The 19,861-nt window shown below is 62.5% G+C and carries 19 protein-coding genes; 5 read left to right on the plus strand and 14 right to left on the minus strand.

Translation table 11 applies throughout. The features are described 5' to 3' along the window. Nucleotides 1–66: 66 nt before the first annotated feature. From pqqC to J4D28_RS16315, 4 genes are read left to right on the plus strand one after another with little or no spacing between them, the layout of a single operon-like run. The gene (pqqC, locus tag J4D28_RS16300) at nt 67–819 is read left to right on the plus strand and encodes a pyrroloquinoline-quinone synthase PqqC (protein WP_009051180.1); all 753 of its coding nucleotides are present in this window, start codon (nt 67–69) and stop codon (nt 817–819) included. Further along, complete coding sequence (gene pqqD / locus J4D28_RS16305) at nt 816–1,091, plus strand: pyrroloquinoline quinone biosynthesis peptide chaperone PqqD (protein ID WP_009051181.1); 276 nt, start codon at nt 816–818, stop codon at nt 1,089–1,091. Before pqqC ends, pqqD begins: the two co-directional genes overlap by 4 nt. After that, nucleotides 1,063–2,235 carry a pyrroloquinoline quinone biosynthesis protein PqqE gene (gene pqqE / locus J4D28_RS16310; protein WP_103331274.1) on the plus strand — a complete coding sequence of 391 codons (1,173 nt, stop codon included), beginning with the start codon at nt 1,063–1,065 and terminating at the stop codon, nt 2,233–2,235. Before pqqD ends, pqqE begins: the two co-directional genes overlap by 29 nt. Next, nucleotides 2,201–4,042 carry a S9 family peptidase gene (locus J4D28_RS16315; protein WP_009051183.1) on the plus strand — a complete coding sequence of 614 codons (1,842 nt, stop codon included), beginning with the start codon at nt 2,201–2,203 and terminating at the stop codon, nt 4,040–4,042. Before pqqE ends, J4D28_RS16315 begins: the two co-directional genes overlap by 35 nt. A gap of 50 nt (nt 4,043–4,092) precedes the next feature. Here J4D28_RS16315 and J4D28_RS16320 read toward each other — a convergent pair whose 3' ends face one another. The 5 genes from J4D28_RS16320 to J4D28_RS16340 form a co-directional block, all read right to left on the minus strand. After that, nucleotides 4,093–4,251 (minus strand): YqaE/Pmp3 family membrane protein, encoded by a 159-nt coding sequence (locus J4D28_RS16320; protein WP_003228885.1) that lies wholly within the window; start codon nt 4,249–4,251, stop codon nt 4,093–4,095. Between the two features lie 130 nt (nt 4,252–4,381). Then, nucleotides 4,382–4,702, minus strand: a complete 321-nt coding sequence (locus tag J4D28_RS16325; protein WP_009051184.1) for a DNA-binding transcriptional regulator — start codon at nt 4,700–4,702, stop codon at nt 4,382–4,384. Continuing rightward, complete coding sequence (locus tag J4D28_RS16330; protein ID WP_009051185.1) at nt 4,680–5,051, minus strand: type II toxin-antitoxin system RelE/ParE family toxin; 372 nt, start codon at nt 5,049–5,051, stop codon at nt 4,680–4,682. Before J4D28_RS16330 ends, J4D28_RS16325 begins: the two co-directional genes overlap by 23 nt. 277 nt (nt 5,052–5,328) lie before the next feature. Continuing rightward, nucleotides 5,329–6,612 (minus strand): aspartate aminotransferase family protein, encoded by a 1,284-nt coding sequence (locus tag J4D28_RS16335; RefSeq protein WP_009051186.1) that lies wholly within the window; start codon nt 6,610–6,612, stop codon nt 5,329–5,331. Next, complete coding sequence (locus J4D28_RS16340) at nt 6,609–7,307, minus strand: MOSC domain-containing protein (RefSeq protein ID WP_009051187.1); 699 nt, start codon at nt 7,305–7,307, stop codon at nt 6,609–6,611. Before J4D28_RS16340 ends, J4D28_RS16335 begins: the two co-directional genes overlap by 4 nt. 102 nt (nt 7,308–7,409) lie before the next feature. On the opposite strand from J4D28_RS16340, the gene J4D28_RS16345 reads away from it, so the two are divergent. Further along, nucleotides 7,410–8,318, plus strand: a complete 909-nt coding sequence (locus J4D28_RS16345) for a LysR family transcriptional regulator (RefSeq protein ID WP_009051188.1) — start codon at nt 7,410–7,412, stop codon at nt 8,316–8,318. 237 nt (nt 8,319–8,555) lie between these two features. Here the strand turns inward: J4D28_RS16345 and J4D28_RS16350 are convergent, their stop codons facing one another. The 9 genes from J4D28_RS16350 to bioF all read right to left on the minus strand — a co-directional run bounded on the left by J4D28_RS16350 (nt 8,556) and on the right by bioF (nt 19,830). Then, nucleotides 8,556–10,334: an acyl-CoA dehydrogenase C-terminal domain-containing protein gene (locus J4D28_RS16350; RefSeq protein WP_016704078.1), complete on the minus strand. Its 1,779-nt coding sequence runs from the start codon at nt 10,332–10,334 to the stop codon at nt 8,556–8,558. A 201-nt stretch (nt 10,335–10,535) separates the two neighbouring features. Next, nucleotides 10,536–12,332 (minus strand): acyl-CoA dehydrogenase C-terminal domain-containing protein, encoded by a 1,797-nt coding sequence (locus tag J4D28_RS16355; protein WP_103331275.1) that lies wholly within the window; start codon nt 12,330–12,332, stop codon nt 10,536–10,538. Between the two features lie 90 nt (nt 12,333–12,422). Then, nucleotides 12,423–13,715, minus strand: a complete 1,293-nt coding sequence (locus J4D28_RS16360) for a GGDEF domain-containing protein (protein ID WP_009051191.1) — start codon at nt 13,713–13,715, stop codon at nt 12,423–12,425. A gap of 218 nt (nt 13,716–13,933) precedes the next feature. Next, nucleotides 13,934–15,739, minus strand: coding sequence for a phenylacyl-CoA dehydrogenase (locus J4D28_RS16365; RefSeq protein ID WP_009051192.1), 1,806 nt, complete (start codon nt 15,737–15,739; stop codon nt 13,934–13,936). A 302-nt stretch (nt 15,740–16,041) separates the two neighbouring features. Then, the gene (locus J4D28_RS16370) at nt 16,042–16,338 is read right to left on the minus strand and encodes a hypothetical protein (RefSeq protein WP_009051193.1); all 297 of its coding nucleotides are present in this window, start codon (nt 16,336–16,338) and stop codon (nt 16,042–16,044) included. Nucleotides 16,339–16,445: 107 nt separating this feature from the next. Continuing rightward, nucleotides 16,446–17,126 (minus strand): dethiobiotin synthase, encoded by a 681-nt coding sequence (gene bioD / locus J4D28_RS16375; protein WP_016704081.1) that lies wholly within the window; start codon nt 17,124–17,126, stop codon nt 16,446–16,448. Then, a complete protein-coding gene (bioC, locus tag J4D28_RS16380) occupies nt 17,123–17,935 on the minus strand; it encodes a malonyl-ACP O-methyltransferase BioC (RefSeq protein ID WP_103331276.1) in 813 nt (270 codons plus the stop codon). Before bioC ends, bioD begins: the two co-directional genes overlap by 4 nt. After that, the gene (locus J4D28_RS16385) at nt 17,928–18,659 is read right to left on the minus strand and encodes an alpha/beta fold hydrolase (protein ID WP_009051196.1); all 732 of its coding nucleotides are present in this window, start codon (nt 18,657–18,659) and stop codon (nt 17,928–17,930) included. The genes bioC and J4D28_RS16385 overlap by 8 nt, the downstream gene beginning before the upstream one ends. Beyond that, complete coding sequence (gene bioF, locus J4D28_RS16390; protein WP_041984821.1) at nt 18,652–19,830, minus strand: 8-amino-7-oxononanoate synthase; 1,179 nt, start codon at nt 19,828–19,830, stop codon at nt 18,652–18,654. Before bioF ends, J4D28_RS16385 begins: the two co-directional genes overlap by 8 nt. Nucleotides 19,831–19,861: the final 31 nt, after the last annotated feature.

Consider the following 19,861-nt stretch of genomic DNA (forward strand, 5'->3'; position numbering starts at 1 on the left):
CGAGGCTTGCCCGCGATGAGGCCCGATCAGGCAACACTATCCACGGTTGTTCCCCGGAGAACCGCAATGACTGACACAGCAATGTCCCCCGCCGAATTCGAGCAGGCCCTGCGGGCCAAGGGCGCCTACTACCACATCCACCATCCGTACCACGTGGCGATGTACCAAGGCCGGGCGACCCGCGAGCAGATCCAGGGCTGGGTCGCCAACCGCTTCTACTACCAGGTGAACATCCCGCTCAAGGACGCGGCGATCCTCGCCAACTGCCCGGACCGGGAAATTCGTCGCGAGTGGATTCAGCGCCTGCTGGACCACGACGGCGCCCCCGGCGAAGACGGTGGCATCGAGGCCTGGTTGCGCCTGGGGCAAGCGGTCGGTCTCGACCCGGACCAACTGCGCTCGCAAGAGCTGGTGCTGCCGGGCGTGCGTTTCGCCGTCGACGCCTACGTCAACTTCGCCCGCCGCGCCAGCTGGCAGGAAGCCGCCAGCAGCTCGCTGACTGAACTGTTCGCGCCGCAGATCCACCAGTCGCGCCTCGACAGCTGGCCCCAGCATTACCCGTGGATCGACCCGGCCGGCTATGAATACTTCCGCACGCGCCTGGGCCAGGCGCGGCGCGATGTCGAGCACGGCCTGGCGATCACCCTGCAGCACTACACCACCCGCGCCGGCCAGGAGCGCATGCTGGAAATTCTCCAGTTCAAACTGGACATCCTTTGGAGCATGCTCGACGCCATGAGCATGGCCTATGAACTCAATCGCCCGCCCTACCACAGCGTCACCGCACAACGGGTCTGGCATAAAGGAATCACCCTATGAGCTTCGATCGCAGCAAGACCCCGACCTGGCGCCCCGGCTACCGCTTCCAGTACGAACCGGCGCAGAAGGGCCATGTACTGCTCTACCCTGAAGGCATGATCAAGCTCAACGAGAGCGCCGCGCTGATCGGCGGGTTGATCGACGGCGAACGGGATGTCGCGGCGATCATCAAGGAATTGGAGATCCAATTCCCCGACGTGCCCGAACTCAGTGACGACATCGAGCAATTCATGGAGGTCGCCCGTGCACAGCACTGGATCGAACTTGGCTGATTCGCCAGCGCCGATACCGCCCAAGCCGGAAGTCGGCCTGCCGCTGTGGCTGCTGGCCGAGCTGACGTACCGCTGCCCGCTGCAATGCCCGTATTGCTCCAACCCGCTGGATTTCGCCGAGCAGGGCAAGGAGCTGAGCACCGAGCAGTGGCTCAAGGTGTTTCGCGAAGCCCGGGAAATGGGCGCCGCGCAGTTGGGCTTTTCCGGTGGCGAGCCACTGGTGCGCCAGGACCTCGCCGAACTGATCGGCGAGGCGCGCAAGCTGGGGTTCTATACCAACCTGATCACCTCCGGCATTGGCCTGACCGAGCAGAAGATCAGCGACTTCAAGAAGGCCGGGCTCGACCATATCCAGATCAGTTTCCAGGCCAGCGACGAGCAGGTGAACAACCTGCTGGCCGGCTCGAAAAAAGCCTTCGCCCAGAAGCTGGAAATGGCCCGAGCGGTGAAGGCCCACGGCTACCCGATGGTGCTGAACTTCGTCACCCATCGACACAACATCGACCGGATCGACCGCATCATCGAGCTGTGCATCGCCCTGGAAGCCGACTTCGTCGAGCTCGCCACCTGCCAGTTCTACGGCTGGGCCCAGCTCAACCGCGTCGGCCTGTTGCCGACCAAGGAACAACTGGTCCGTGCCGAACGCATCACCAACGAATACCGCGCCAGGCTGGAAGCCGAAGGGCATCCGTGCAAACTGATTTTCGTCACCCCGGATTATTACGAGGAACGCCCGAAAGCCTGCATGAACGGCTGGGGCAGCATCTTCCTCACGGTCACCCCGGACGGCACCGCCCTGCCCTGCCACGGCGCCCGGCAGATGCCCGTGCAGTTCCCCAATGTGCGCGACCACAGCATGCAACACATCTGGTACGACTCCCTTGGCTTCAACCGCTTCCGCGGCTACGACTGGATGCCCGAGCCGTGCCGCTCCTGCGATGAAAAGGAAAAGGACTTCGGCGGCTGCCGCTGCCAGGCCTTCATGCTCACGGGCGATGCCAGCAATGCCGACCCGGTGTGCAGCAAGTCGCCCCATCACGGCGTGATCCTCAAGGCCCGCGAAGAAGCCGAGCACGCCACCCAGACCATCGAGCAACTGGCCTTCCGTAATGAACGAAACTCGCGCCTCATCGCCAAAGGCTGAATCCTTCAGCGCCGCCCAAGCCGTCGCCGCCGGCATCGATTTCGCCGAACTGCGGCTCGGCGCCAACGGCCTGTTCTGGAACGAATACCGTCCCGAAGATGCCGCCTGCCGGATCTGGCACTGGCGCGACAACCAGGCCCGCTGCCTGACGCCGCAAGGTTTCAGCGTGCGCAGCCGGGTCTACGAATATGGCGGCGGCGCCTTTTGCCTGAGCGATGACGGGCTGGTGTTCGTCAACGAAGCGGATCAGCAGCTCTACCGACAGTCGCTGCAAGGCGAAACGCCGATAGCCCTGACCTCCGGCGAGTGCCGTTATGGCGACCTGCAGTTCGCCGCCGGCCAGGTGCTGGCAGTGGAAGAACACAACAACCAGCATCGCCTGGTAGCCATCGACTCCGATAACGGCAAACGCCAACTGCTGGCCGAAGGGGCGGATTTCTATGCCGCTCCCACCTTGAGCCCGGACGGTCAGCACCTGGCCTGGATCGAATGGGACCGACCGCATCAGCCCTGGACCTCGACCCGCCTGATGGTCGCCGCGCGCCTGGCCAATGGCCGTTGGGATGACCCACAGTGCCTGACTGGCGACGGTGCAGAAGAGTCGCTGCAACAACCACGCTTCGATGAAGCTGGCCGCCTGTATTGCCTGACCGACCGCGCCGGGTTCTGGCAACCCTGGGGCGAAACGCCCAACGGTCTGCAGGCGCTGCCCTGCGCCGCCGCCGATCACGCCCCGGCCCCCTGGCAATTGGGCGGCTGCACCTGGCTGCCGCTGGGTGGCGACAGCTGGCTGGGTACCTGGACGCAAGGCGGCTTCGGCCGCCTGGGGCTGCGCCTGGCCGAGGGTTCACTGCAGGACTTCAGCGGCGGCTACAGTCGCTTCCGTAACCTGGCGCTGGATGAGCGGTTTATCTATTGCGTCGCGGCTTCACCTGTCAGCCCGTCTGCGGTGGTCGCCATCGATCGTCAGTCGCAGCGGGTCTCAGTCCTGGCAGGCGGCGTGGCGCCGCTGCCGCCCGAGCAGATCAGCCGTCCGCAAACCCTGCGCTATCCCAGCGGCCAGGGCGAGGCCCACGGCTTTTTCTACCCGGCCATGAGCGATGACGACCGGCCGCCGCTGGTGGTGTTCATCCACGGCGGCCCGACCTCGGCCTGTTACCCGATACTCGACCCGCGCATCCAGTACTGGGCGCAACGGGGCTTCGCCGTGGCCGACCTGAACTACCGCGGCAGCAGCGGTTATGGCCGCGAGTACCGGCAAGCCCTGCACCTGAGCTGGGGCGAGGTGGATGTGCAGGACGCTTGTGCGGTGGTCGCCTATCTGGCCCGACAAGGCCTGATTGATGGTGACCGGGCGTTCATCCGCGGTGGCAGTGCCGGCGGCTACACCACCCTTTGCGCGCTGGCCTTTGCCGATGTGTTCCGTGCCGGCGCCAGCCTGTATGGCGTCAGCGACCCGCTCGCCCTGGGGCGAGCCACCCACAAGTTCGAAGGCGACTACCTGGACTGGCTGATCGGCGACCCCGAACAGGATGCCGAACGCTACAAGGCCCGCACCCCGCTGTTGCATGCCGGCAATATCCGCGTACCGGTGGTTTTCTTCCAGGGCGAACTCGACGCCGTGGTGGTGCCCCAACAGACCCGGGACATGCTCAAGGCCTTGCAGGACAACGGCATTGCGGCCGAAGCGCACTATTACCCGGATGAACGCCATGGCTTTCGCAAGGCCGCCAATCAGGCCCACGCCCTGGAACAGGAATGGCTGTTTTATCGACGGGTAATGGAGTTGACGGGCACACCGCAGTAGTCGGCGCCCAAGGGGACAAGCCTGCTCCTGTGCAGGAGCAGGCGCCAGGCTCAGCGCTTGGCGATGATGTACACCGCATGCACGATGCCCGGGATGTAGCCGCACAGGGTCAGCAGGATATTCAGCCAGAACGCACCGCCGAACCCCACCTGCAGGAACACTCCCAATGGCGGCAACAGAATGGCGATGATGATGCGGATAAAGTCCATGGGGCAGCTCCTGATAGAAATCGACTCGTACGAGCCTCACAGCTAATCGACCCATGGCGTTTGGCAGGGTTCAGTCGATTCTGGCCAAGGGCCAGTTTTATCCTCAGGCAGCCGGTGTTTCAGTACCGGCTCACGCCAGTATCTCAAGGCCATGTTTCTGCACGATGCTCAGCAGCTTGAGCGCCATCCCGCTCGGGTGTTTCTCGCCGGACTCCCACTGTTTCACCGTGGACGCGCTGGTGTTCAGGTAACGGGCAAAGACCGGTTGGCTGACATTGCTCCGCTCGCGCAGCAGCTTGATCTGCTCCGCGGGAATGCTCGCCGGCACTGGCGCGATACAGGCCTCATCGAACTGGCGCATGGTGGTTTTGCCGATGGCGCCGATGGCGTGCAGGGCACTGGCCGACTCGTGTATCGATCCAAGGGCTTCAGTCTTGAATGGCTTGCTCATGTCTGATCTCCACAAACGCTTTCATCTCGAGTAGCTGCTGGATCTGCCAGCCATCCAGCCCTTCGTAAGCCTTGGCCAGCGCACGGAACGCCTGCAGCTCCTGGTGGCTGATATTGCTCTGGTCCTGCTTGGCGAACAGGAACTGGAACACCCAGTAGCGTCGGCCCCTGGCCAGGACGATCGAACGATGGCGGTTGGCGTTCAGGCGTTTTTTCCAGACCCCACCACCGAGGTCATCAGCCTGGCCACGGCATAACTCGCTGAATGCGGCCAACAGCTCATTGTCATGAATCAAGGCCTTTTTCGCCGCGACAGCAAAACCTTTGGTTTTGAACAACCGGATGGTCATGGCTTCCTTTCCCAAAAACATACCACTCAGTGGTATATAGGTTCAACCCAAGCTGCCCGGTGGTCTTTCATCCCATGCAGCCCCCACCGTCCTGGCGGATGAGCCTAAGGAACCCTCTCTGGATGATGGCCTTCAAGACTTGCTAGTGGTTTTGCAAAAGCTCGAGACAAAAAAACGCCCCGTGCGAAAAATCGGACACGGGGCGATGCGTTATACCGCGAGACGGTTCAGGAATTCTGTCAGGGCAAGATCGGGTATGGCGGGCCCAGGGCTGGCTTTAAACCACCAGCCCCTTGCGGCATTGCAACTGCGCTGTGCGTACTCGCGAAAAGGCCCGCGCCAGACGCAGCAGCATTTCGTCGATATTCGCCTTGCTCACCGTCAGCGCCGGGGTAAACCGCAGGCAGTCCGGCTGTGTCGTGGCCAGCAACAGACCTTCGTAGCGGGCCGCCTTGACCACGGCCTCGGCCGAGTCGTCGGCCAGGCTCAGCCCCCAGAACAAGCCCTGCCCGCGCAATTCTCCCTGGGCATAACGGTTAGCCAGGCGGGCCAGCCCTTCGCGCAAATACTGGCCGTTGTCCCGCACATGCTCGAGAAAGCTGTTGTCCAGCACGCTATCGAGCACCGCCATGCCCGCCGCGGTCATCAGGGCATTGCCGTGATGGGTGCCATTCAGCTCTCCCACCTCGAAGCAGCAGGCCTTGCCACGCGCCAGCAAGGCCGCCAAGGGCACGCCGCCGCCAAGGCCTTTGCCCAGGGCAACGATGTCGGCGCGCACGCCATAGACCTGTTCAGCCAGCAAGGTGCCGCAGCGGCCGATGCCGGTCTGCACTTCATCCAGGATCAGCAGGATGCCCAGCTCGCGACACAGCCGCTCGACACCCTTGAGGTAATGCTCGGTCGCCGGAATCACCCCGGCCTCGCCCTGGATCGGCTCAAGCATGATCGCCACGGTCTGCGCGTCCACCGCAGCATGCAACGCCGGCAGATCGTTGAAGGGAACATGGCTGAAACCCGCCAGCTGTGGCTCGAAGCGATTGGCGATGTTGCTGCTGGCCGACGCCGACATTGCCGCAAAGCTACGACCGTGACAGCTACCGCTGGCGGTGATGATCTTAGAGGCGCCACCGCGATGCAGCTGGCCCCATTTGCGGGCCAGCTTGATCGCCGCCTCGCAGGCTTCGCTGCCACTGCTTAACAGATAGGCCTGGTCGCTACCGGTACTGCGGCACAAGCGTTCGCTGAGGTTGAGCATGCCACGGTTGTAAAAGCCCGAGCCGGGGTTGATCAGCGACTGGGCCTGAGCCGTCAACGCCTTGACCAGCACCGAGGGGCTATGGCCAAGGCTGTTGGCGGCGTTGCCCTGGACGAAGTCGAGATAGGCGCGATCATCGCTGTCCCACAGCCATGAGCCCTGGCCACGGACAAATACTGGATGGGGTCGCTGGACACTGGGCATCAGGCACTCACTGGAAAGGTTGTCGCTCATCGGCGACAGGTAGGGCTCGGCCGTCAGGTCATCGAGGCTTGGCTGAGGGCGACGCAGGCTGAACAGGTTCATGCGCTCAACCCTTCCAGCGGCAGGCCCAGCAGGCGCGAAGACCAATCCTCGACCAGGCCGGTGCGCATGCGCTTGATCGCGATGTCGCGCCAACGCGACGCCAGTGCCGGACAGTCCACCAGTTTCTTCAAGCCCGCATGCTCCAGAGGTTCTCGATAAAAACAGCGCAGGGCCCAGGCCACGGTCAGCCCCGGATAACTGCGCTGGATCAGCTCGAAAGGCTGATCGGCACTGACGAAGCCGGGTTTGAGCACCCGGTAGAACCAGCCGCAGCGACCATTGTTTTGCGCCAGTTGTGGCAGCTCGGGGATGCCCCAGCGGTGGCTCAGGCGATAACAGGGCGAGCGTGGCTGGCTGACCTGCAGCAGCGCACCGCCCCAGCGAAACATATCGCCCAGGCAGACCTGCTCTTCGGTCAGGCCGTGGGTGGACAGGTTTTCGCCAAAGGCCGGGGCGCACCAGTCGATCTGTGGATAACGCTTGCGCCAGTAGCGGTAGTGCTCGGCGGGATAATGGTGCAGCGCCCGCTCCGGGCCGGTATGAAAGCGCGGGTCGCCGTGTTCGTCGCTGCCCAGGCCCTGCGGCCATAACCAGAGTCGGTTTGCAACCGGACGTTTGTCCGTATCACTGATCAAACCCTGTCCGAGGTTTTTTGCCTTGCCTATGTAAACACCATCCACGTAAACGGTATTCATCGCGCCTTCTGGCCCTGTAAGCCCTGTGAATAGGGGTTAGACTAGGCTTCTGTGGCCTATCGGGCCATTTCGATTTTCCAGCTTTTTCGATAAGCAGAACTTATGGATTTTAAACAACTGCGTTATTTCGTCGCGGTGTATGAAGAAGGTCACGTGGGACGCGCCGCCGAGCGCCTGTCGATCTCCCAACCCGCGCTCTCGCAACAGATCCGTCAGCTGGAACAGAACCTCGACGTCAGCCTGTTCGAACGCAGCAGCAAGCGCCTGTTACCGACCCTGGCGGCCCATACCCTGTACAACCATGCCCTGCCCTTGCTCGACGGCATGCAGCGAGCTCGCGAAGCCCTGGGCAACTTCAAGGGCCAAGCCCTGCGCACATTGGCAATCGGCGTACTGCAAACCGTGCACAGCAGCCTGGTGCCACAGATGCTCGAACGAGTGCGCAAGGCCCAGCCGCATCTGGTGGTGCAGATCTATGAACTGACCGGCCTGGAAATCGAACGGCGCCTGCTCAATGGCTCATTGGATATCGGCATCAGTTATCTGCCCCCGCGCCAACCGGGACTACACGGTGTGCAACTCTACGAAGATGAGTTGACCCTGGTGATTCCCGCCGAACATCCCCTGCGCGAATTCAAGAAAGTCTCCATGAGCCAGGCCGCGGAGCTGCCCATGCTGTTGCTGGGCGAGGAGTTCCAGATACGCCAGATCTGGCAGGCGCAACTGACCAACCTCGGGCGCCGGCCACAGGTGCAGGCGGAACTGAACAATATGGCGGGGATTCTCGACAGCCTGCCCAACACCCGCCTGGCCACGGTCCTGCCGGGGCGCTCGCGTCAGACCCACAGTCATACGGACCTGCTATGGAAACCGCTGAGCGAACCGAGGGTGCCGTTGAAAGTGGGGCTGGTATGTCGTGATGTACAGCGTCAGCAGGCAACCCTGGCGTTGCTGCGAACCTTGCTGGAAGAAGAAATGAGCGGCCCGGCGACGCTGGAAGGACTTGGTTGAACAAGCGCAGATAAAAAACGCGGGCAAAAGAAAACCCCGCCGAAGCGGGGCTTTGCAGACTGTTTCCCTGACATCCTTTTCACTCCACCATCCTGGCGGAATCCTACGTGTCCGTGTTATTGCTTTGCGCTTCCTGCGCGACGTCCATGTGAAGTAGATTAGCTCTGGATCCAATCTGCCGATATGGGTGATTAGCAGCACGTCATGTAAGAGAAAGCTTACATGACGCGCACATACTCAGAACTGCGCCGCATCCAGCAGGAACAGTGATTCGCTACCCGCCTTCACCGATGCGCTCAGCGAGTGAATACGCGGCAGCAGCCGGGCGAAGTAGAAGCGCGCGGTACCCAGCTTGCTGGCGTAGAAATCGTCTTGCGACTCCTTGCCCTGGGCCGCTTTGGCCATCAATGCCCACATATAGGCGTACGCCGTGTATCCGAATGCTTGCAGGTATTCGACCGAGGCCGCGCCGATTTCGTTCGGATTGCTCTTGGCCCTATCCAGCAGCCAGGCAGTCAGCTCGTCCAGGTTATCCAACGCATCGTTCAATGGCTTGGTGAACTCGGCCAGATCGGCGCTGGCGGTTGCGGTGAAATGGCGAATCTCGTCCGCGAACAGCTTGTAGAACGCCCCGCCGCTACCGACGATCTTGCGCCCGACCAGGTCCAGCGCCTGGATGCCGTTGGTGCCTTCATAGATCTGGGTAATGCGCACATCGCGCACCAGCTGTTCCTGGCCCCATTCGCGGATGTAGCCGTGGCCGCCGAAAATCTGCTGGCCGTGAACCGTGGTTTCCAACCCCAGATCGGTGAGGAAAGCCTTGGCCACCGGCGTCAGCAGGGCCACCAGATCTTCCGCGCGCTTACGCACCACAGCGTCTTCGCTGAACTTGGCGGTATCCAGTTGCATCGCCACATAGGTGGAGAACGCGCGGCCGCCTTCGTTCGCGGCTTTCATGGTCAGCAGCATGCGCCGCACGTCGGGGTGCACGATGATCGGGTCGGCGACCTTGTCCTTGGCTTGTGGGCCGGTCGGCGAGCGGCTTTGCAGGCGATCGCGGGCGTATTCCACGGCGTTCTGGTAGGAACGCTCGCCCGAGGCCAGGCCCTGGATACCGACACCCAGACGCTCGTAGTTCATCATGGTGAACATCGCCGCCAGGCCTTTGTTCGGCTCGCCGACAATGTAGCCGACGGCTTCGTCGAAGTTCATCACACAGGTGGCCGAAGCCTGGATGCCCATCTTGTGTTCGATCGAACCGCAGTTGGCCGGGTTGCGCGCACCCAGGCTGCCGTCGGCGTTGACCAGGAACTTCGGCACCAGGAACAGCGAAATGCCTTTCGGCCCCGCTGGCGCATCCGGCAGCTTGGCCAGCACCAGGTGAATGATGTTCTCGGTCAGGTCGTGCTCACCGCCGGTGATGAAGATCTTGGTGCCGCTGACTTTGTAGGAGCCGTCGGCCTGCGGTTCGGCCTTGGTGCGGATGATGCCCAGGTCGGTGCCGGCATGGGGCTCGGTGAGGCACATGGAGCCGGCCCAAACGCCCGCATACATGTTCGGCAGGTAGGCCGCCTTCAATTCTTCGCTGGCGTGGGCGTTGATCGACAGGCAGGCGCCCGCGGTCAGCATCGGGTAGAGGCCGAACGACAGGCTGGCCGAGTTGACCATTTCCTCGACCTGGGCCGATACCGCCTTGGGCATGCCCATGCCGCCGTAGGTCGGATCGCCGCCGACGCCAACCCAGCCGCCTTCGGCATAAGTCTGGTAGGCCTGTGGAAAACCTGCGGGCGTGGTGACCGCGCCGTCGCTCCAGTGGCAGCCCTCTTCATCCGCGCCGCGGCTCAGCGGGGCGATACTCTTGCCGGTGACTTTGCCGGCTTCCTCAAGAATCGCTTCGACGGTTTCGGCGTCGACGGTGTCGGCCAGAGCAGGCAGTTCGGCCCAGAGTTTGGCGACCTCGAAAACTTCATTGAGGACGAAGCGCATATCGCGCAGGGGCGCTTTGTAGTCAGCCATGGCAAACCTCGCAAGATCTAAACAAGTGGACCCGAACGGCCCCATTTACGAAAGCTCGAGTGTACCCGAACAACTTTTGCGACACATAGGGTCAACTAGTGACTTTTATGTAATTTTTAGTCACCAAAAATCGCAGACAAACCCATCCCCGCAAAAGCCTGCAGGAGTGGGTTTGCCCGCGATGGACGATTACATGGAAACCTAGAGCGAAAACAGCTCCGCCGGCAGCTTCATCAGGCAATCACTGCCCGCCTCGATCGCTGCTTGATGGGACGCCGTGCGCGGCAGCAGGCGCTTGAAGTAGAACTCGCAGGTCGCCAGCTTGGCCTGGCAATAATCGGCATCCTCTTCACCAGCATCGAGCCGGGCCTGGGCCACCAGCGCCATGCGCAGCCACAGATAGGCGAGGATGATGTAACCGCTGTACATCAAGTAATCCAGCGCCGCGGCCCCGACCTCATCGGGGTTCTTCATCGCCGCCATCCCGACCTTGGTGGTCAGCGCGCCCCATTGCTGGTTGAGCCCATTGAGCTGCGCCACATGCCCCTTGAGCTGTGGATGCTCGGCATTGGCCGCACAGAACTTATGGACGATCTTGGTGAAGCCCATCAGCAGCTTGCCCTGGCTGCCGAGCACCTTGCGCCCCAGCAGATCCAGGGCCTGGATACCGTTGGTGCCTTCATAGATCGGGGCGATGCGACAATCGCGCACCAGTTGCTCCATGCCCCATTCGCGGATGAAGCCATGCCCGCCAAACACCTGCATGCCGTGGTTGGTCACTTCCAGCCCGGTTTCAGTCATGAAGGCCTTGCAGATCGGCGTCAGGAAGGCCAACAGGTTCTCGGCATCCTGGCGCTGGGTCTCATCGGCGGCCAGGTGCGCCACATCCAGCAACTGCGCGGTGAAATAGGCCAGGGCACGATTGCCTTCGTTGAAGGCTTTCATGGTCAGCAGCATGCGCCGCACATCGGGGTGGACGATGATCGGGTCGGCGGCCTTGTCCGGCGCCTTCGGCCCGGTCAGGGAGCGCATCTGCAGACGGTCGTTGGCGTATTTGATTGCGCCCTGGAAGCTTGCCTCGCCCAGGCACAGCCCCTGCATCCCGGTACCGAGGCGCGCGTGGTTCATCATGGTGAACATGCAGTTCAGGCCCTTGTTGGCCTCACCGATCAGGAATCCCTTGGCTCCATCGAAGTTCAGCACGCAGGTGGCCGAGGCCTTGATGCCCATCTTGTGCTCGATGGAGCCGCAGCTCACAGCATTGCGCTCGCCCGCCTCGCCGTCGGCGTTGGGCAGGAACTTGGGCACGATGAACAGCGAAATACCCTTGGTGCCCGCCGGCGCATCGGGCAGCTTGGCCAGCACCAGATGGATGATGTTTTCACTCATGTCGTGCTCGCCGGCCGAGATGAAAATCTTGCTGCCGGAGACCGCATAGCTGCCGTCGGCCTGGGGCACAGCGCGGGTCTTGATGATGCCCAGGTCAGTGCCGCAGTGGGCTTCGGTCAGGCACATGGTGCCGGTCCATTGGCCGGCGGTGAGCTTACTCAGGTAGGTCTGCTTTTGTTCTTCACTGCCGTGGGCATGAATCGCCGACATGGCACCGTGAGTCAGGCCCGGGTACATGCCCCAGGAAGTGTTGCTGGAGCCGACCATCTCGCTGATCACCAACCCCAGTGAATGCGGCAGGCCCTGGCCACCGTAGCTCGGGTCCGCTGCCAGGCCGTGCCAGCCGCCTTCCACATACTGGGCGAAAGCCTGCTTGAAGCCTTTGGGCGTGGTGACCACGCCATTGTCGAAATGGCAGCCTTCTTCGTCGCCGGAGCGGTTCAGCGGCGCCAGTACGTTTTCACAGAACTTCGCCCCTTCTTCGAGGATCGCGGCCACCATGTCCGGGCTGGCATCGCTGGCCCCCAGAGCCGCATAGCTGGAGTGAAAGTCGAAGACGTGGTCGATCAAAAAGCGCATGTCGCGCAGGGGAGCTTTGTACTCGGGCATGGTGGTTTCTCCGGCAGCAGATCGATCCAACCTACTGCCGCTCATCCGACCTGCCAATCACAGTCCAGACGCTGAATGCGCCGCTATCACTCAACCCGCAGCGGTGTCCATGCGCACCGCGCCACGGCGGTTCTGACCGAAGGCCATGACGCAGTTACGCCCCGCGCCCTTGGCGCTGTACAACGCCTGGTCGGCGGACTTGAGCACCTCTTCCGGCGAGCGGTGCTCCATCTGCCGCTCGGCGACACCGATACTGACGGTCACCGACACGCTGGACGCCGCGGCCGCGCCACGGCGCTGACGACCCTGCTGGTCGTCCTGCGGGCGGTTCTCCTGATTGCGCAACTGGATGTTGTAGTTGGCGATGGTCTCGCGAATGACCTCCAGGTGCGGCATGCATTCCTCGAGGGTCTTGCCAGCGAACACCACCGCAAACTCCTCGCCGCCATAACGGTAGGCGCGACCGCCGCCACTGACTTTCGACAGCTTGCTGGCCACCAGGCGCAATACTTGGTCGCCCACGTCGTGGCCATGGGTGTCGTTGAATTTCTTGAAGTGATCGACATCGCTCATCGCCAGCACATAGTTGCGGCCCAGGCGCTGCATGCGCTCGTTCAAGGCGCGGCGGCCCGGCAAGCCGGTCAGCTCGTCGCGGAACGCCATCTGATACGCCTCGTGGGCAACGGCTGCGGCGATCATCAACATCACCTGGCTGCACATGATGTTCAGGGTAAAGGGCAGGATGAAGGTCTTGGGCAGCATCCAGAACAGGCCCAGCAGCCCCACCAACTGCGCCGCATGCAGCGGGCGCGGGTTGCGCCAGTACTGGATCGCCAGCAACAGGAAGGCGGCGAGAAACACCGGGTACGACAACTGGATCAGGCTCATCCAGGCGCCATGCAGGGCCGGCCAACGGATTTCCGCCAGCCAGGTCAGCAGCGCCTGGGGATAACTCTGCTCCAGGCCGAGCGCCACACTGCCAAAGGCAAGCAATACGGCAAAGCGCGCCACCATGTCCTGGAACAGGTGGGTGCGCTCCTGCCAGGCCGCGAACAGACCGAACAGCAGCGGCAGCAGCAGGCAGACCAAGTGGAACACCACGGCCGCATCCTCGCGCACCTTGCCGTTGTCGCGGTAATAGTCGGTCTGGGTATCGAGCAGGAAATAGGCGATGTACACCGTGACCATCAGGAACAGTTCACGCTGGCGTCGATACACCGCGCAGTAGGCGCCGCCGAGCAACAGCACCAGGGTCGGCAGGACGTTGAACAGCGAGGTGAAGAAGACGTTGAGATCCTTGACGTAGGCGGCCGCAAGCCCCGCAAGCAGGAGTAACAATGACGGAAGAAAATGGCTGAAACGTACAGCAGAAGAACGCGGCAAGGTAAAGCTCCGACGCGACTAAACAGTTGATGGCACTATGCCTTCACCTGGCATAGTTAAACAGCACAAATGTGACACATGTCACATTGCCACCTCTGTAACGGCAGGGATCGGCTTCTTCTTAACGTTTTAGTCGGATTATTTTCAGATTCATTCCGCGCACAAAAAAGCCGCTTCTCCCGAAGGAGAAGCGGCTTCTGAATGAACCTCGGTAAGGCTTAGTAAGCCAGGCCGAAATCTTCTTCTTTCATGTCCATCAGGTTGTTGGCACCCGACAGCATGGCCGCAACATGAGTGCGGGTACGTGGCAGGATGCGCTGGAAGTAGAAGCGCGCAGTCTGCAGCTTGGCGGTGTAGAACGCCTCTTCGGTGGTACCGGCAGCCAGCTTCTCGGCAGCCAGGCGCGCCATGTCGGCCCAGAAGTAAGCCAGGCAGGCATAACCGGAGTACATCAGGTAGTCCACGGACGCGGCACCAACTTCTTCACGGTCTTTCATGGCTGCCATACCGACCTTCATGGTCAGCTCGCCCCATTCCTTGTTCAGCGCAGCCAGCGGTGCGACGAACTCTTTGACCGATTCGTTGCCTTCGTTGCTCTGGCAGAACTTGTGGACGATCTTGGTGAAGCCTTTCAGGGCTTCGCCTTGGGTCATCAGCACTTTACGGCCCAGCAGGTCCAGCGCCTGGATACCGGTGGTGCCTTCGTACAGCATGGAAATGCGGCTGTCGCGAACGTTCTGCTCCATGCCCCACTCGGCGATGAAGCCGTGGCCACCGTAGATCTGCACACCGTGGTTGGCGGCTTCGAAGCCAACTTCGGTCATGAAGGCTTTGGCGATCGGCGTCATGAAAGCCAGCAGTGCATCGGCTTTCTTCTTCTCTTCTTCATCCACGCCGTATTTGACGATGTCGACCTGCTTGGCGGTGAAGTAGACCATGGCACGGTTGCCTTCGGCGAAAGCCTTCATGGTCAACAGCATGCGACGTACGTCAGGGTGCACGATGATCGGGTCGGCGGCCTTGTCCGGCGCTTTCGGGCCAGTCAGGGAACGCATTTGCAGACGATCGCGAGCGTATTTCAGGCCACCCTGGAAACCGATCTCGGCGTGGGCCAGGCCTTGCAGCGCGGTACCCAGGCGAGCGGTGTTCATGAAGGTGAACATGCAGTTCAGGCCTTTGTTCGCCGGGCCGATCAGGAAACCGGTGGCCGCGTCGAAGTTCATCACGCAGGTGGCGTTGCCGTGGATACCCATCTTGTGTTCCAGGGAACCACAGCTCACGGCGTTGCGCTGGCCGACGGAGCCATCGGCGTTCGGCAGGAACTTCGGCACGATGAACAGCGAAATGCCTTTGGTGCCAGCCGGTGCATCCGGCAGGCGGGCCAGAACGATATGGACGATGTTGTCAGCCATGTCGTGCTCACCGGCCGAGATGAAGATCTTGGTGCCGGTGACTTTGTAGGAACCGTCGGCCTGAGGTTCGGCCTTGGTGCGCAGCATGCCCAGGTCGGTGCCGCAGTGCGGTTCGGTCAGGCACATGGTGCCGGTCCACTCGCCGGATACCAGCTTGGTCAGGTAAGCCTCTTGCTGCTCAGGCGTGCCGTGCTCGGAGATGGTGTTCATCGCGCCATGGGACAGGCCTGGGTACATGCCCCACGACCAGTTGGCTTCGCCGACCATTTCACTGACAGCCAGGCCCAGGGACTCCGGCAGGCCTTGACCGCCATGCTCGACATCGTGAGCCAGGCTTGGCCAGCCGCCTTCGACGAATTGCTTGTAAGCCTCTTTGAAGCCCGTCGGGGTCTTAACGCCGGACTCGCTCCAGGTGCAGCCTTCCAGGTCACCCACACGATTCAGAGGAGCCAGTACCTGCTCACAAAACTTCGCGCCTTCCTCGAGGATGGCGTCAACCATGTCTGGAGTAGCGTCCTGGCAAGCCGGCAGGCTCTGATAGTGCGCTTCATAGCCGAGCAGCTCGTCACGAACGAAGCGAATATCACGCAAGGGGGCCTTGTAGTCAGGCATAGCGATAAACCTCTGCTGATGTAACCGGGAATGAACAACCGCGTTGATTTATTGTGGCGGTCAAACAGTTGTTTGAAACATACGTTTACGCCCAAACCTTGTCAAGCACCACGCAAACACCGTTCGTCATCGATCCCCTGCAGGCCTTGCACGCCAAGGTCCACAGCGAATGCCGTGAAATATTCGGAAGCTAAATTGAGTGTAGGAGCTGGCAGGCCAGCAAGACGGCAGAAGGGGATGTGCAGGGTGTTCTTGCGCGGGCCACCCTGCCCGCAAAAACGGCCAGGGCTACCGAGGGAGGGTCAAGCGTAGGTGTCGATCAGCGTACCGAGCACTTCATCGGCGGCCTTGGCGACTTTCACGCCCAGCTCCGCCTGGATCTTGCCCATGGACATCTCGACCATGTTGCTGGCCAGGTCCGATTGCTGGCTGCGGTCGACGGATCGCAGGCGCTCGACCTGGACTTCGGAAGACTGACTGGTGACAGAACGCTCGATGGTCGTGCTGGCGATCTGGCTGGCCGCCTGATCGACACGGTTCTGCCCGGTCTGCACGGTACTCAGGCCGGCGTAGAAAGCGGTATTCCCGGAAATTTCCATGGGAGAACTCGACCCTGCAAGGAATGAACAGCGGCTATTGAAGCAGACACGCCAGGAAAAGACCCGTCAAAAACACTAATGGCACAGTGCCTTACCATAGGCAAAATCTAGTCAAGCAGGTCCAGTTGCAGATGCTCGGCCACCGCTTCGGCGCTGATCGCCTTCAATCTCGGGACCCGCCCCAGACAAGGCGCGGGCAGGCGCTCCGCCAGCGTGGCGAGGTTCTCCTCGAGCCGCGAAGTCTTCGGCTCGATGATATTGGCCACCCAACCCGCCAGCTGCAAACCGTCCTGGGCAATCGCTTCGGCCGTCAGCAGGGCATGGTTGATACAGCCCAGGCGCACGCCCACCACCAGGATCACCGGCAGATCCAAGGCCATGGCCAGGTCGGACAGGTTGTCCTGGTCGGCCAGCGGCACACGCCAGCCGCCGGCCCCTTCGATCAGGGTGAAGTCCGCGCCTTTGGCCAGCACCTGGCGCATGGGCGCCAGCAAGGCCTGCACAGTCAACGCCACGCCAGCCTCGCGGGCCGCCAGATGGGGAGCGATGGCCGGTTCAAAGGCCAGTGGATTGACCTCGTCGTAGGTCAACGGCAACGAGCACTCGGCCAGCAAGGCCAGTGCATCGGCGTTGCGCAGCCCCTTGGGGGTCAGCTCGCAGCCCGAAGCCACCGGCTTCCCGGCCGCCGTGCTCAGCCCCGAGAGCCGCGCAGCATGCAGCAAGCCGGCGGCGACGGTGGTCTTGCCAACATCGGTGTCTGTTCCGGTAACGAAATAGGCTCGGCTCATAGCGGCTTCTCCAATACGGCGTAGACCACCTGGTAGGTCGCGGGCAATCCCTGCGCTTGACGGAACTGTTCGTAGGCGTCGATCAGGCCCTTGATCCGCGCCCGCCCTGTCAGCCCGCCGGGCCGTCCAGGGTTGAGGTTGTGCGCCCCCAGAGCCTTCAACTCATGGGTCAGGCTGCGCACATCAGGGTAGTGCAGCACATGCGGACGGGTTTCCAGGCTCAGCACCTGCAAGCCACTCGCCGCACACAGCTGTTGATAGGTGCTGAACTCACGGAAGCGGTTGACATGCACCATGCCGTCGACCTGACGCCAACTGTCGCGCAATTCATACAGCGTACCGACGCACAAGCTGGCAAAGGCCAGCACGCCGCCCGGCTTCAGCACTCGATGCGCCTCGCTGAGGACCGAACGGAAGTCCGCGCACCACTGCACTGCCAGGCTGGAGAAAATCAGCTCGCAACTCTGCCCCTGCAACGGCAAACGCTCGGCATCGCCGGCAATGAAATACTGCGCCCCGCCCAGCGGACGGGCGTGCTCGAGCATGCCTTCGGCGATGTCCAGCGCCAGCCCTTCGCTGGCCGGGAAGCGCTCGCCCAGCAGGCGGCTGAAATAACCGGTGCCGCAGCCCATGTCCAGCCAGCGGCCAGACTCGCGATCTTGCGGTAGGCGGCTCAGCAACGCGTGACCGACGTCGCGCTGCAGTTGCGCCACGCTGTCGTAACTGGACGCCGCGCGGGAAAAGGAAGCCGCCACCTGGCGCTTGTCGGGCAAGCTGCCGGGGGGCTTGGGAAGGGACAGATCAGTCATCGCCGGACTCATGCAAAAAAGCCTGGATCGCCCCCGCCACACCGTGGGGATCCTCCAGAAGAAACGCGTGGCTGGCCTGTTCAATCAGACCAACTTCGACATCGGGCAACAACGCCAGCAATTCGCCCGCGGCTTCGGCCGGCACCAGTCCGTCAAGCCCTGCAAACAGATGCAACTGCGGCCCACGAAACGCCTGCAGAGCATGGCGAGTGTCCAACTGCGCCAACAATTCCAGGCCGGCCATCAACACCGCGCCCGAGGTATGCGGCGCGCCGCCCGACAGCAGGCGCGACAGGCCGCGTGGATCTTCGGCGCCCTGGGCGCAGAGCAAACTGAAGCGCTTGAGGGTGGTGCGCGGGTCGGCGTTGCAGCCGGCCAGAAACCCGTCGAAGGTCTCCCCCGGCATCGCACTCGCCCACTCAGCGTGAGCCACAAAACTGGGGTTGCTGGCCAGGGTCAACAAACCGCAGCAGCGCTCGCCACGACGCGCCGCCAGCTCGGAAGCCAGCATGCCACCCAGCGACCAGCCACCGAGCCAGGCGTTGTCCGGCACGCTGGCGTCCAGTTCGTCGAGCCACTCATTCAGGTCGCTGGACTCCAGCTCCGGCAACGGTTCGATCTCGACCCGCAGGTGTTCGTCCAGCCCCTGCAGAGCCGCCGCCAAGGGCTCCAGCGGCGATACGCCGAGGCCCCAACCGGGCAGCAGAATCAGTCGATCACGCATGGCTTGGCTCCGGTCCTGGTTCGCTAAAACAATCCGCCAGTGCATTCAACAATAGCTGGACCTGAGCCTCACTGTGGGCGGCGGACAGGGTCACCCGCAGGCGGGCGCTCCCCGCGGGCACGGTCGGTGGACGAATCGCGGTGACCATCAGGCCGCGCTCGCGCAGCATTTGTGACAGGCGAATCGCCCGCGCGCTGTCGCCGATCAGGATCGGCTGGATCGGCGTGAAGCTGTCCATCAGGGTCAGTCCGATCTGCTCGGCGCCCAGGCGGAACTGGCGGATCAGCGCGTTCAGGTGCTCACGCCGCCAGTGCTCGCTGCGCAGCAACTCCAGGCTTTTCAGGGTGGCGCAGGCCAGGGCCGGCGGCTGGCTGGTGGTGTAGATATAAGGACGGGCGAACTGGATCAGGCTTTCGATCAGCTCCTCGCTGCCGGCGACAAAGGCGCCGGCGGTGCCGAACGCCTTGCCGAGAGTACCCACCAGGACCGGCACATCTTCCTGGCTCAAGCCGAAGTGCTCGACTATCCCTGCGCCATTGGCCCCCAGCGGCCCGAACCCATGGGCGTCGTCGACCATCAACCAGGCGCCCTTGGCCCGGGTTTCACGAGCCAGGGCCGGCAGGTCGGCCAGGTCGCCGTCCATGCTGAACACGCCATCGGTGACCACCAGGGTATTGCCGGTGGCTTTCTCCAGGCGCTTGGCCAGGCTCTCGGCATCATTGTGCAAATAACGGTTGAAGCGCGCGCCGGAGAGCAGGCCGGCGTCCAGCAACGAAGCGTGGTTGAGGCGGTCTTCCAGCACCGTGTCGCCCTGCCCCACCAGCGCGGTGACCGCGCCGAGATTGGCCATGTAACCGGTGGTGAACAGCAGTGCTCGCGGGCGGCCGGTGAACTCGGCCAGGGCTTCTTCCAACTGGTGGTGGGGCGTGCTGTGGCCGATCACCAGGTGCGAGGCGCCACCGCCCACGCCCCAGCGGGACGCACCGGCGCGCCAGGCTTCGATCACTTGCGGATGATTGGCCAGCCCCAGGTAATCGTTGTTGCAGAACGCCAGCAATGGCTGGCCGTCGACCACCACTTGCGGCCCTTGCGGGCTTTCCAGCAGTGGGCGCTGACGGTAGAGGTTTTCGGCACGACGGGCAGCGAGACGCGCGCGGAGATCGAAAGACATGCAGGCCTCGCAGGCAAGAAAAGAAACATCA

It is taken from the genome of Pseudomonas sp. GW531-T4 (assembly GCF_017349615.1).
Lineage (GTDB): Bacteria > Pseudomonadota > Gammaproteobacteria > Pseudomonadales > Pseudomonadaceae > Aquipseudomonas > Aquipseudomonas chlororaphis_I.